Annotated in this window: 10 protein-coding genes; 4 read left to right on the top strand and 6 right to left on the bottom strand. The window is 70.5% G+C overall.

Annotated elements, in window-relative coordinates; translation table 11 throughout:
* Positions 1-62 precede the first annotated feature (62 nt).
* Entirely contained in the window at positions 63-260 is a 198-nt protein-coding gene (locus C2L59_RS05795) for a hypothetical protein (RefSeq protein ID WP_103348472.1), read from the bottom strand.
* Between the two features lie 95 nt (positions 261-355).
* Positions 356-1534, bottom strand: a complete 1179-nt coding sequence (locus C2L59_RS05790; RefSeq protein ID WP_103348471.1) for a TetR/AcrR family transcriptional regulator — start codon at positions 1532-1534, stop codon at positions 356-358.
* A gap of 158 nt (positions 1535-1692) precedes the next feature.
* Between C2L59_RS05790 and C2L59_RS05785 the strand changes: the two genes are divergently transcribed.
* Both C2L59_RS05785 and C2L59_RS05780 read left to right on the top strand, forming a co-directional pair.
* Positions 1693-2904, top strand: a complete 1212-nt coding sequence (locus tag C2L59_RS05785) for an acetyl-CoA C-acetyltransferase (protein ID WP_103348470.1) — start codon at positions 1693-1695, stop codon at positions 2902-2904.
* 8 nt (positions 2905-2912) lie between these two features.
* Entirely contained in the window at positions 2913-5084 is a 2172-nt protein-coding gene (locus tag C2L59_RS05780) for a 3-hydroxyacyl-CoA dehydrogenase NAD-binding domain-containing protein (protein WP_103348469.1), read from the top strand.
* Positions 5085-5123: 39 nt separating this feature from the next.
* Here C2L59_RS05780 and C2L59_RS05775 read toward each other — a convergent pair whose 3' ends face one another.
* Positions 5124-5711: a flavin reductase family protein gene (locus C2L59_RS05775; protein ID WP_103348468.1), complete on the bottom strand. Its 588-nt coding sequence runs from the start codon at positions 5709-5711 to the stop codon at positions 5124-5126.
* Between the two features lie 109 nt (positions 5712-5820).
* Here C2L59_RS05775 and C2L59_RS05770 point away from each other — a divergent pair, with 109 nt between their 5' ends.
* Positions 5821-8157, top strand: a complete 2337-nt coding sequence (locus C2L59_RS05770) for a GH92 family glycosyl hydrolase (protein ID WP_103348467.1) — start codon at positions 5821-5823, stop codon at positions 8155-8157.
* Positions 8158-8221: 64 nt separating this feature from the next.
* Here the strand turns inward: C2L59_RS05770 and C2L59_RS05765 are convergent, their stop codons facing one another.
* The 3 genes from C2L59_RS05765 to C2L59_RS05755 form a co-directional block, all read right to left on the bottom strand.
* Entirely contained in the window at positions 8222-10273 is a 2052-nt protein-coding gene (locus tag C2L59_RS05765; RefSeq protein WP_103348593.1) for an MMPL family transporter, read from the bottom strand.
* A 114-nt stretch (positions 10274-10387) separates the two neighbouring features.
* Positions 10388-11053: a response regulator transcription factor gene (locus C2L59_RS05760; RefSeq protein ID WP_103348466.1), complete on the bottom strand. Its 666-nt coding sequence runs from the start codon at positions 11051-11053 to the stop codon at positions 10388-10390.
* 7 nt (positions 11054-11060) lie between these two features.
* On the bottom strand, positions 11061-12128 hold the full coding sequence (locus C2L59_RS05755; RefSeq protein ID WP_103348465.1) for a sensor histidine kinase: 1068 nt from the start codon (positions 12126-12128) through the stop codon (positions 11061-11063).
* A gap of 93 nt (positions 12129-12221) precedes the next feature.
* Here C2L59_RS05755 and C2L59_RS05750 point away from each other — a divergent pair, with 93 nt between their 5' ends.
* Positions 12222-12698 carry a DUF3761 domain-containing protein gene (locus tag C2L59_RS05750; protein ID WP_103348464.1) on the top strand — a complete coding sequence of 159 codons (477 nt, stop codon included), beginning with the start codon at positions 12222-12224 and terminating at the stop codon, positions 12696-12698.
* Positions 12699-12768: the final 70 nt, after the last annotated feature.

Genomic DNA, 12768 nt, shown 5'->3' with positions numbered 1-12768 from the left:
TGGTGGAGCTTCAGGTCCGTGCCCACAGCGCTCCTCCTGGCCAGGTGTACGGGCGGTCGCCGTCAATCGACTCGCTTGGCTCCTTTGTCGCTGCCGCTCGCGGTGATCTGGATGTGCCCCACACCCTGCACGGCGTGCATGACCGACTCCCTGAGCAGGCTGCTTTCCAAGGTGCGGAGGCTGGACAACGGTACTGCGCTCAGATCCAGGAGATCGGATTCGATTCCCGCTTCCCCGCCGGAGCGCGGTTGCTGCGTCACGATTTCCCCTCTCGCAGGGAGAACGGACCCCGTCGGCCCGGTTTCATTGTCCCGCATTTCGTGCGGTTGCGACAGGGACGGAGGCCGTGCGCCGATCAGACGACGCCGAGGACGGTGTGGAGCAACGTCGTCAGCTCCGCCTCGAAGGTGGGTCTCGATGCCACGCGGCGGGTGCGGGCCAGGTCGTTAGCGATCGTTAACGCCGCGTGCACCGTGATCTTCGCTTCCCGCGGTGGCAGCTCCGGGCGTACCGCCGACAGCAGCGTCACCCACTGGGCCACGTAGTCGCGCTGTACGCGCAACAGGTCCGTCTTGTCGCGGTCCGGCATCGTGACGCGGTCCGCCGAGAACGACACCAGCAGTTCCGGCGTGTGCAGGATCGTGTGCACGTACGACGCCGCCAGCCTGCGCAACGCCGAAACTTCGTCGGACGCCTGCAGCGCTCGCTCCGCCGCCAGCGCCAGCCTGTCCGCCGCCCGGTGGCCGATGGCCACCATCAGGGCCGCCTTGCTCGGGAAGTGGCGGTAGACGCTCGGGCCCGCTATGCCCGCCGCCGCTCCGATGTCCTCCATGCTCACGTCGTGGAAGCCGCGCTGGGCGAACAGGGCCGTTGCCTCCGCGAGGACCTGCTCGCGGCGGGACGGTGTGCCGAGGCGCAACGACGGCGGATCAGCCTCGGGCGACGCCGCCGGCAGTGTGGCGTTCAGCACATCGAGAGCCAGGCCGACCAGCAGCTGCGCGAAGCGGCGGCGCGCTACCGACGTGTGGTGGACCGACACGCTCCCGAACACTGATAGAGCGGCCCAGCAGAGCAGCTCCGCATCCTCGCCGGGCAGCTCGGGACGCCGGAACAGCAGCGCCTTGGCCCAGGCCGCCAGCGCCAGGGCTGAGCGACGCGCGATCTCCCGCTGGTCCTCCTTCGGCAGGTGCCGCCCTTCCCAGCGCCACAGCGCCGCGATCTCCCGGCGCTCGACAGCCTGCGTCGCCAGCCGCGTCAGGAGGGCTTCCAGCTGGTCAGCGGGGGAAACCGCGTCCGTCAGGGCCTCCGTCGTCGCCGCTTCCATGTCTTCGAAGCCGCTCAGGACGACGTACGCCAGGATCGCCTGCTTGTCCGCGAAGTGGCGGTACAGCGCCGGCCCGGTGACGCCCGCCGCGTCCGCGATGTCCTTGATGCCGACGCCGGGGAAGCCCCGCGCGCGGAACAGCTCCGCCGCCACCGCGGCCAGCTGGGCCTTGCGGTCGCGGGGGCGCGAGCTGCGTTCGACGTCGGTCATGGTGAGTGAACGATAGCGGCTCATGGCACACCTGCAACCCATTGACACCATGGGGTTATCCGGCGATATGTTAATGGGCATTAGCCCTACTGGCCGGTATAGTCGGCTGCGACACGGCTAGGCACGACGACGTCCCATCCGCTCGCGAGGAGTGTTCTGTGAGTAGCGAGGCCTACATCTACGAGGCGATCCGCACGCCTCGCGGCAAGAACAAGGGCGGTGCCCTGCACGGCACCAAGCCGGTCGACCTGGTGGTCGGCCTGATCAACGAACTGAAGGTCCGCCACCCGAACCTCGACCCCGCGGTGATCGACGACATCGTGCTCGGCGTCGTCTCGCCCGTCGGGGAGCAGGGCGCCGTGATCGCGCGCACCGCCGCGCTGAACGCGGGCCTGCCCGAGACCGTCGCCGGCGTGCAGCTCAACCGCTTCTGCGCCTCCGGCCTCGAGGCCACCAACACCGCCGCGCAGAAGATCCGCTCCGGCTGGGACCAGCTGGTCATCGCGGGCGGGGTCGAGTCGATGTCGCGGGTGCCGATGGGCTCCGACGGCGGCGCGCTGTTCATGGACCCCGCCACCGCGTACGACAACTACATCGTCCCGCAGGGCACCGGCGCCGACCTGATCGCGACCATCGAGGGCTTCTCCCGCGAAGACGTCGACCGCTGGGCCGTCCGCTCGCAGGACCGTGCCGAAGCGGCGTGGTCCGGCGGCTACTTCGCCAAGTCCGTCGTGCCGGTCAAGGACCTCAACGGCGTCACGATCCTGGATCACGACGAGCACCGCCGTCCCGGCTCCACCGTCGAGGGCCTCGGCAAGCTCAAGCCCGCGTTCGCCGGCATCGGTGAGCTGGGCGGCTTCGACGCCGTGGCGTTGCAGAAGTACCACTCGGTCGAGAAGATCAACCACGTCCACACCGGCGGCAACTCCTCCGGCATCGTCGACGGCGCCGCGCTGGTGCTGGTCGGCTCCGAGCAGATCGGCCAGACCTTCGGGCTGACCCCGCGCGCCCGGATCGTGGCGACCGCGACCGTCGGCTCCGAGCCGACGATCATGCTCACCGGCCCCACCCCGGCCACCGAAAAGGTGCTGAAGACCGCGGGCCTCACGCCCGAGGACATCGACCTGTGGGAGCTGAACGAGGCGTTCGCCTCCGTCGTGCTCAAGTGGATCAAGGACCTGCACCTCGACGAGGAGAAGGTCAACGTCAACGGCGGCGCGATCGCCATGGGCCACCCGCTCGGCGCCACCGGCGCGATGCTGGTCGGCACGGTGGTCGACGAGCTCGAACGCCGCCAGGCGCGTCGCGCGCTGGTGACCCTGTGCATCGGCGGCGGCATGGGCGTCGCGACCATCATCGAGCGGGTGTGAGGACCACAATGGCCGAGAGCAAGACCATCCGCTGGGAGCAGGACTCCGACGGCATCGTCACCCTGACCCTGGACGACCCGAACCAGTCGGCGAACACGATGAACGCCGACTTCCGCGAGTCGCTCGGCGTCACCGTCGACCGCCTCGAGGCGGAGAAGGACAGCATCACCGGTGTCGTCCTCACGTCCGCCAAGAAGACGTTCTTCGCCGGCGGCGACCTGAACGACCTCATCCAGGCCAAGCCCGAGCACGCGGTCGAGCTGACCGAGGGCAGCACCCTGATGAAGGGGCAGATGCGCCGCATCGAGCAGCTCGGCAAGCCGGTCGTCGCGGCGATCAACGGCGCCGCGCTCGGCGGTGGCCTCGAGATCGCGCTGGCGACGCACCACCGCATCGCCGCCGACGTCAAGGGCAGCCAGATCGGCCTGCCCGAGGTGACGCTGGGCCTGCTGCCCGGCGGCGGTGGCGTGGTCCGCACCGTGCGCCTGCTCGGCATCCAGAGCGCGCTGCTGAACGTCCTGCTGCAGGGCCAGCGGCACCGCCCCGCCAAGGCCCTGGAACTCGGCCTGGTGCACGAGCTCGTCGGCACGGTCGAGGAGCTCGTCCCCGCCGCGAAGGCGTGGATCAAGGCGAACCCCGAAGGCGGCGTCCAGCCGTGGGACGTCAAGGGCTACAAGATCCCGGGCGGCACGCCGTCGAACCCGAGCTTCGCAGCCAACCTGCCGGCGTTCCCGGCGAACCTGCGCAAGCAGATCAAGGGCGCGAACATGCCGGCGCCGCGGGCCATCCTGGCTGCCGCGATCGAGGGCGCGCAGGTCGACTTCGACACCGCGATCCAGATCGAGACGCGCTACTTCATCCACCTCGCCACCGGCCAGGTCTCGAAGAACATGACGAAGGCGTTCTTCTTCGACCTGCAGACCATCAACTCCGGCGGCTCGCGTCCGGACGGTTTCGAGAAGTACACCGCGAAGAAGGTCGGTGTTCTCGGCGCCGGGATGATGGGTGCCGCGATCGCGTACGTCTCGGCGAAGGCCGGCATCGACGTCGTGCTCAAGGACGTCTCGCAGGAGGCGGCCGAGAAGGGCAAGGGCTACGCGGCCAAGATCGAGCAGAAGGCCCTTTCGCGCGGCAAGACCACGCAGGAGAAGTCGGACGCGCTACTGGCCAAGATCAAGCCGACCGCCGACCCGGCCGACTTCGCGGGCGTCGACTTCGTCATCGAGGCCGTGTTCGAGAGCGTCGAGCTGAAGCACAAGGTCTTCGGCGAGATCGAGGGCATCGTCAACGCCGACGCGGTGCTGGGTTCCAACACCTCGACGCTGCCGATCACCACCCTCGCCGAGGGCGTGCAGCGGACCGAGGACTTCATCGGGATCCACTTCTTCTCGCCGGTGGACAAGATGCCGCTGGTCGAAATCATCTGCGGCGAGAAGACGTCGCCGGCGACGCTGGCCAAGGTCTTCGACTACACGCTGCAGATCAAGAAGACCCCGATCGTCGTCAACGACAGCCGCGGCTTCTTCACCTCCCGCGTGATCGGCACGTTCATCAACGAGGCCGTCGCTGCGCTGGGCGAGGGCGTCGAGCCGGCGTCGATCGAGCAGGCGGGTTCGCAGGCCGGCTACCCGGCGCCGCCGCTGCAGCTGATGGACGAGCTGACGCTGACCCTGCCGCGCAAGATCCGCAAGGAGACGCGCGAGGCGATCGAGGCCGCTGGTGGCACGTGGAAGGCGCACGCGTCGGAGTCCGTGATCGACCGGATGGTCGAGGAGTTCGACCGCAAGGGCCGCTCGACGGGCGCGGGCTTCTACGAGTACGACTCGGAAGGCAAGCGTGCCGGGCTCTGGCCTGGCCTGCGGGACGCGTTCAAGTCCGGCTCGGCGGAGGTGCCGTTCGAGGACCTCAAGGAGCGGATGCTCTTCGCGGAGGCCCTGGAAACGGTCAAGTGCTTCGACGAAGGCGTACTGACGTCGGTGGCCGACGCCAACATCGGCTCGATCTTCGGCATCGGCTTCCCGGCGTGGACCGGCGGTGTCATCCAGTACATCAACCAGTACGAGGGTGGCCTGCAGGGCTTCGTCGACCGGTCCCGTGAGCTGGCCGCGCGCTACGGCGACCACTTCGAGCCGCCGCAGTCCCTGGTCGAGAAGGCCGCCAAGGGCGAGATCTACGAATAAGCACTGACTGAAGGGCCCTCCTCGGCCAGGGAGGGCCCTTCAGCGCGTCTCGGACCGGAAGCTGTGCCCGAGTTCGGCGCCGAGCCCGAAGTAGTGCCGGAAGTTGTAGATCAGCGGGCTCCACGCTTTCGGGTCGATGTGCTCGGTACCCGGCACGACCAGTTCCGGCGCTGCGTGCACCGCCAGCACCTGCGCTTGCACGATGTGAAACTCCCCGCTGATGTCCGATTGCTCTATCACCGATCGGGCCTCCAGCTGCAGCGGGCACTCCGCGACCCGCGGCGGCCGCACCAGCCGCGACGGCTCCGGCGTCAGGCCCGCGGCTGCGAACTTCGCACGCTCGTGGCGGAACATCGGCTTGGTCGCCGGCACCGGGTCGCGGCCGGTCAACGGCGCCAGCCGCTCCACCGCCTCCCACTGCGCCGGCGCCGGCAGGTTGACGACGACGTCCGGGCGGGCGCGGAGGTTGTGCGCGGTCTGGCCGTCGGCCGCGATGCCGAGCACGACCGTCCAGCCGAGCGCCCACGCCGAGGACATCGGGGCCAGGTTCGCGCTGCCGTCGTCGTTCTCGGTGCTGAGCAGCACCACCGGCGTGCCGAAGTACAGGATCCGGGGCTTGATCTCCATGGTGGCGAACGTAAGGGCCGGGGCCTTCGGCCCGCGCCGAAGCGACTGTCCGGAAAGCTGTCCACCCGGAGTTCGCCGGGCAGCCACCGGAGCCGGTTAATCTCCGCCCATGCGCCGTCCCGTCACGGTGGCACTGGCCGCCGCCCTCTTCGCCGCCGTGTTGACAACGATGTCAGCCGCCGCCGACCTCAGTCCCGCCGACTTCGTCGATCCCCTCATCGGCTCGGCCGGGGACGGCAACACCTACCCCGGAGCGACCGCGCCCTTCGGCATGCTCGCCTGGAGCCCGACCAGCACCCGCGGCGACCAGACCTCGACCGGCGCCGCCAACGGCTACCAGTACGACACCACCCGGATCCGCGGCTTCAGCCTCACCCACGTCAACGGCGCCGGCTGCAACCCGGGCGCCGCCGGGGACGTGCCGATCCTGCCCTTCGCAGGCGACGTCACCTCCTCGCCGACCGCTGACACCACTGACGCCGTCTACGCGAGCAACTTCAGCCACGCCGACGAAGCTGCGACGCCGGGACGCTACCGTCTCGTCCTGCAGAACGGCGTCACGACGGACACTGCAGCGACCGAACGCACCGCGATCGCCGCCCTGCGCTACCCGGCGGGCAAGCCCGCGTCCCTGCTCTTCCGCACGTCGAACTCGCTCAACGGCAGCGAAGACGCCGAGACCCACCTCGATCCGGCCAACCGCACGGTCACCGGGTCCGTGCTCACCGGCGCCTTCTGCGGCCGCCGCGCGAACGGCGGCGTCAACAACCGCAAGTCCTACTACCGGCTGTACTTCACCGCGCGGTTCGACCGGCCGTTCACCGGCACCGGAACGTGGCAGGACGCGACGCTGCAGCCCGGCGGCCTCGACCAGACCGGCGGCGAAGGCTACGCGACCGGCAAGGACCGCGCCGGCCGCGGTTCGGGCGGGTACGTCACCTTCGCGCCCGGCAGCGACGTCACGATGCGGATCGCGATCTCGTACGTCTCCCTCGAAGGCGCCGAGGGCAACCTGCGCGCCGAGCAGCCAGGCCGGCCTACTGTGGACAGTATTGCCACGAGGACGAAGAAGGCATGGAACACCGAGCTGAGCCGGGTGGACGTCGGCGGCGGCACGGCGAACCAGCGGATCGTCTTCACCACCGCGCTCTACCACAGCTTTCAGCAGCCCAACCTCGTCAGCGACGTCGACGGCCGGTACCTGGGGATGGACCGGCAACTCCACCGAGTCGAACGCGGGCAGGACGCGCAGTACTCGAATTTCTCCGGCTGGGACCAGTACCGCGCCCACGTGCAGCTGCTGGCCCTGCTGGAACCGCGCGTGGCCGGGAACTTCGCGCAGTCGCTCTACAACTACGCCCGGCAGAACGACGGCGTCTGGGACCGCTGGGTGCACGTCAACGGCGCGACGCACGTGATGACCGGCGACCCGTCGGCGGCGACGATCGCGACCTTCTACGCGATGGGCGTGCGCAACTTCGACTACCGCGGCGCGTTCGAGTCGCTGTACGAGCAGGCGACCGTCCCGCGGCCGGAAGGACTGCAGGACGGTGGCTGCCCCGGCCAGTGCGTCGGCCAGCGGCCGAACCTTGCGCAGTACCTCACGTCGCACTACGCACCCAACGACGTCTGCCACTGCTGGGGCGGCGCCGCCGAGACGCTCGAGGACGCGGTCGCCGACTCCGCAATCGGACATTTCGCAGAGCTGCTGGGCCGCACCCGCGAAGCTGCGGAGCTGCACGCCCGGGGCACGTACTGGCGCAACGTCTTCAATCCCGGCACCGGCTACGCGCAGGCCCGCAACGTCGACGGCAGCTGGGTGACGCCGTTCGACCCGGCGAGCGACCGCGGCTTCGCGCAGGGCAGCGCGGCGGCCTACACCTGGATGGTCCCGCAGGACGTCTCCGGCCTGGCCGACGCCATGGGCGGCAAGGCCGCCGCGATCGCCCGTCTCGACGAATTCTTCCACGACGCGAGCGGGAACTGGCAGCTGAAGGGCGGCGGCCCGCTCAAGTACGACCCGACGAACGAGCCCGACATCCACGCGCCGTGGCTGTACAACGAGCTCGGGCAGCCGGCGAAGACGCAGGAAACTGTCCGGCAACTGATCACCACCGTGTACACGACCGGCCCGGCGGGGCTGCCCGGCAACGACGACCTCGGCACGATGTCCGCCTGGTACGTCTTCGCCGCGCTCGGCCTCTACCCGCGGACGCCGGGTACGGGGGAACTGCTGCTCTCGAGCCCGCTGTTCCCCAGCGCCGTGGTCCGGCCGGCGGGTGGCGCGTCGATCCGGATCACGACGTCCGGCAGCGGTAAGTACGTCGCCGACGTCCGGCGGTCGGGCCGGCCGCAGCGGGACTGGAAGCTCGACGAGTCCTTCCTGCGGACCGGCGGCGCGCTGGAGTTCCGCCTGTCCGAGACGCCGTCGGCCTGGGGGAGCTGACCGGCAGTTCTGCCGGCGCGCGCCGGAGGAGGATGGCCGCCACGCCGTGGCGGCCATCCTCGCGTCACGGCTCCAGCGCGAGGTGCGGCAGCCGGCGGTCCAGCCACCGCGGCAGCCACCACGCCCGGGCGCCGAGCAGGCGCATCACCGTGGGGACGACCAGGCAGCGGATCACCAGCGCGTCCAGCAGCACCGCGACCGCCAGCCCGAGGCCGAACTGCGCCAGCATCCGCGACGGGTCGAGCAGGAACGCACCGAACACCAGCACCATGATCGCGCCGGCCGCGGTGATCACGCCGCCGGTCGCGGCGAGCCCTTCGCGCACCGCCAGCCGCGCGTCGCCGGTGCGCCGCCACTCCTCGTGCATCCGCGAGACGAGGAACACCTCGTAGTCCATCGACAGCCCGAACACGATCGCGAAGATCATCACCGGCACGAACGCCTCGATCGGGCCGGGCTGCGCGCCGAACCAGCCGTCGCCGAAGACCAGCGTCATCACGCCGAGCGAGGCGCCGATGCTCAGCAGGTTCAGCAGCGCCGCCTTGAGCGGGATGAGGACCGACCGGAACACGACCATCAGCAGCAGCGCGGACAGCCCGACGACGACCAGCACGAACAGCGGCAGCCGGTCCGCGACGGCGCCGGCGAAGTCCGTCGCGGCCGCGACCGAGCCGCCGACGAGGTAGTGGCCGGGCAGGGCCGGGAGGACGTCGGTGCGCAGGCGCGTCACCAGCTCGGCGGTCGCCTCGTCCTGCGGCGACGTCGTCGGGAACACGAGGACGGTCCCGCCCATCGGCGGCAGCGCGCGGGCGATGCCCGGCGTCGACGCGAGCGTCTGCTGCAGCGCGACGGGGTCGCCGTCCACACTGATCACTGCTAGAGGGCCGGAGAAGCCGGGCCCGAAACCCTCGGCGAGCAGGTCGTAGGCCTTCCGCGTGGTCGATCCGGCGGGGTCGGTGCTCGCGTCGGCGAACCCGAGCCGCATCCCCGCGGCCGGGATGGACAGGCCGATGAGGAGCAGCAGGCCGATTGCCAGCGGTGCCGCGGGACGTCGCTGGACGCCGTCCGCGAGCCGCCGCCAGAGCTTGCCGTGGTCGCGCTTTGCGGCGTGCCGGCGGATTCCGCGCTCGAGGCGCTTGCCGAAGAGCGACAGCAGCGCGGGCAGGAGCGTCACCGACGCGAGCATCGTCATCAGGACGGTGAGCGCGACGGACAGCGCCACCCCGCGCAGCCCGCCGAGCCCGAGCGCGAGGAGGCCGAGCAGCGCGATGATCACCGTCGTCCCCGCGAACAGCACCGAACGGCCGGCGGTGTCGAGCGCCCGCCGGGCGGCTGTTTCGCGGTCGTACCCGGCGAGGATTTCGGTGCGGTAGCGGGAGAAGACGAGCAACGCGTAGTCGACGCCGACACCGAACCCGACCAGCATCATCAACGGCGAGGTGTAGCTCGCGATGTCGACGAAGTGCGAGACGACCGTGATCACGCCGAGCGTGCTGCCGACGGCGAACACCGCGGTGAGCACCGGTAACCCGGCCGCGAGCAGCGACCGGAACAGGAACACGAGGATGACCAGCGCGGCGAGCAGCCCGACGCCTTCCGCGGGGCCGCCGCCTCCGGAGATCCGCTTGACCGGATCGCCGGCGAGGCCGACTTCGACCGGCGCGACACGCTTCGCGGCGTCGGCGAACTTCACGATGTCGTCGTAGGGGAGGTCGGTCGAAGCCGCGTCGAAGGTGACGGTGGCGTAGCCGATCCTGCCGTCCGCCGAGAGCGTCTCGAACGGTGCGGTCACCGACCGCACGTGCGGCTGCAATCGGACATCGCGCAGCATGCTCTCTATCACTGATCGATGCGCGGCGAGGCCGTCATCGGCCTTCAGCACGATCTGCGCGCCGGCGCCCGAATGCGCGGTGTGCTGTAGCCGGTCGACGACCTGCTGCGACTCCGTGCCGGGCAGCGAGTTGTCGTCGTGGAACGCGCTGCCGGTGAGCCCGGAGGTGACGGTGACGCCGATGAGGATCAGTGCCCAGAGTGCGACGGCGAGCCACCGGTGGCGCTGCGCCCAGCCGGCCACGCGGGCCAGGCTTCCCCCGGTGGGGCGAGTGATGGTGTCCATGGTGGACAAGGATTCGCGGAACCGGCCCTGCTCCGCGTCGCGCACGGGAGGACACTTGACGTGCTCCCGGCGGTGTCCCCTAGGGCGTTTCCCGTACCCCCGCGGGAGTACGGCTCAGGGAGTCAGCCAGCGCGGCGTCACCGCGCCCGACTCGTAGGCGAGGACGACGAGCTGGGCCCGGTCCCGCGTACCGGTCTTGGTCATGATGCGGCTGACGTGCGTCTTCGCCGTCGCCGGGCTGAGCGTCAGCTCGCGGGCGATCTCGTCGTTCGACAGTCCGGCCGCCACCAGGCCCAGGACCTCGCGTTCGCGGTCGGTGAGCCGGTCGAGGGCCGGCGACGGCGCCGGCCGGGTGACGCGCGCGGCGAACTCCGCGATCAGCCGCCGGGTGATCGACGGCGCCAGCAGCGCGTCGCCGCGGGCGACCACGCGGACGGCGTGGATCAGCTCCTCGGGCTCGGTGTCCTTGACCAGGAACCCGCTCGCGCCCGCGCGCAGCGCGCCGTAGACGTCTTCGTCGAGGTCGAACGTCGTGAGGATGACGACCTTCGCCGGCACGCCCGGGTCTTCGAGCAGGTGCCGGGTGGCGGCGAGGCCGTCGAGCACCGGCATGCGGATGTCCATCAGCACGACGTCCGGCTGGTGGTCGTGCGCGGCCTGCAGCGCCTCGCGGCCGTTCGCGGCTTCGGCCACGACGTCGATGTCGTCCTCGCCGTCCAAAATGGACCGGAAGCCGGCGCGGACCAGCCGCTGGTCGTCGACGAGCAGGACCCGGATCATCGGCCCATCATCGCACCGGCAGCCGGGCGCGCACCCGGTAACCGCCGCCCTCGCGCGGCGCCGCGGTCACCTCGCCGCCGAGAGCCCTCGCGCGTTCGGTCATCCCGCGGATCCCGTTGCCCGCGGGTGCCGCACCGCCGCGGCCGTCGTCGTCGACCTGCACGGACAGCTCGTCGGCGCCGTAACCGAGCCGGACGACGACCGTCTTCGCGCCGGCGTGCTTGCTAACGTTCGTTAACGCCTCCTGCACCACCCGGAACGCCGCATGCTCGACAGCCGGCGGCAGGTCCCGCGCGACGCCGTCGATCTCAGTGCGCACGGTCATCCCGGACGCGCCGGCCGACTCGATCAGCTCCGCGACGCGCTGAAGGCTCGGCTCGCCGGTCCGGCGGAGCATGCCGAGCGTCGCGCGCAACTCCTGGAGTGCGGTCTTGCTGGCGTCCTTGATCGCCCCGAGCGCCTCCTCGGCCTGCTCCGGGTCACGGCGGTGCAGCGCGGCGCCGGCCTGGACATTGATCAGTGATAGATGGTGGCCGAGAACGTCGTGCAGTTCGCGCGCGATGCGCAGGCGCTCTTCGGTGGCGCGCGCCCGGGCCTCCGCCTCCTTGGTGCGTTCGGCTTCGGCGCGGTAGTGCGCGACGGCGCCGCCGGCGACCAGCGCGACGAACCAGCCGGTCATCAGGAAGAACGCGAAGTTGTCGACGTGCCGCCCGGTCCGCGAGCTGATCTCCCCGGCCGCGACGCCGGCCATCGCGGCCACGACGAGCAGCGCGGCGCCACGGATCCGCCCGGCCGCGGCGGCGTTGTAGAGCGCGTACGCGAAGGCGAGCAGCACCAGGCCGTCGGGATCGGTCAGCGGGTAGTACAGCGCGCAGCAAAGGAGAGCGAACCCGGCGACGCTCAGCGGGTACCGGCGCCGCAGGAACAGCGCGACGCAGCAGAGAACGGTGAGCACCCACCCGGCCGCGGCGTGGTGGGCGGGCTTGGCGCCGTCGTTGAGGACGGTGAAGAGCGACCCGACGAGCACCGCGGCGACGACCGCGAGCTCCGCCGCGTACCGCCGTAACCAGGACATACCGAAAGTTTAGGAGAACCGGCGTAACAGCCGGGCGCGTTCCGTCGACTCCTGCGGCATTGCTTCGTGAATGCCAAGGGAGTCGGCGTGCGGATGAAGATCGGTGCGGCGCTGGCCGCGGGTGTCCTGGTCGCGGGGTGCGGAGTCGGTTCCGTGCCGCCCAAGGACGCCGGCAATCTCGGGGTTGTCGCCCCCACTACTTCGACGTACTCGATCCCGACGTACTCGATCCCGACGTACTCGGCGCCGACCGAGACGCCGACGTCGGTCCCGGTCACGACCGAAGCGCCGGTGGTCGCCACGACCCCACCGGCCCTGAAGGCGACCCCGCCGCCCCCGAAGACGACCGCGCCGAAAACCACCAGAACGCCGAAGACCACTGCCCCGGCCGCGCCGGCACCCACCGCCTGCGGCGCGGACTACTACCGCAACTCGGACGGCAACTGCGTCCACCGGCCCAGCGACAACCCGTCCGGCGCAACGGCCCTCTGCAAGGACGGCACGTACAGCTACAGCCAGCACCGCTCCGGCACCTGCTCCGGACACGGAGGCGTGCGCACCTGGCTGTGACGAAGCCGCCAGTAGTACGGAAACCCGTCACCCCGTAGGTACAGTGCATGAAGTTGCATGACGCGTACTA

The sequence above is a fragment of the Amycolatopsis sp. CA-128772 genome (assembly GCF_002904295.1).
Lineage (GTDB): Bacteria > Actinomycetota > Actinomycetes > Mycobacteriales > Pseudonocardiaceae > Amycolatopsis.
This window is presented reverse-complemented; position numbering and strand designations above follow the sequence as displayed.

Excerpts from the sequence above, each read along its gene's own strand:
- C2L59_RS05780 (WP_103348469.1), top strand. The coding sequence starts at position 2,913 with ATGGCCGAGAGCAAGACCATCCGCTGGGAGCAGGACTCCGACGGCATC.
- C2L59_RS05770 (WP_103348467.1), top strand. The coding sequence starts at position 5,821 with ATGCGCCGTCCCGTCACGGTGGCACTGGCCGCCGCCCTCTTCGCCGCC.
- C2L59_RS05790 (WP_103348471.1), bottom strand. The coding sequence starts at position 1,534 with ATGACCGACGTCGAACGCAGCTCGCGCCCCCGCGACCGCAAGGCCCAG.
- C2L59_RS05775 (WP_103348468.1), bottom strand. The coding sequence starts at position 5,711 with ATGGAGATCAAGCCCCGGATCCTGTACTTCGGCACGCCGGTGGTGCTG.
- C2L59_RS05750 (WP_103348464.1), top strand. The coding sequence starts at position 12,222 with ATGAAGATCGGTGCGGCGCTGGCCGCGGGTGTCCTGGTCGCGGGGTGC.
- C2L59_RS05760 (WP_103348466.1), bottom strand. The coding sequence starts at position 11,053 with ATGATCCGGGTCCTGCTCGTCGACGACCAGCGGCTGGTCCGCGCCGGC.
- C2L59_RS05765 (WP_103348593.1), bottom strand. The coding sequence starts at position 10,273 with ATGGACACCATCACTCGCCCCACCGGGGGAAGCCTGGCCCGCGTGGCC.
- C2L59_RS05755 (WP_103348465.1), bottom strand. The coding sequence starts at position 12,128 with ATGTCCTGGTTACGGCGGTACGCGGCGGAGCTCGCGGTCGTCGCCGCG.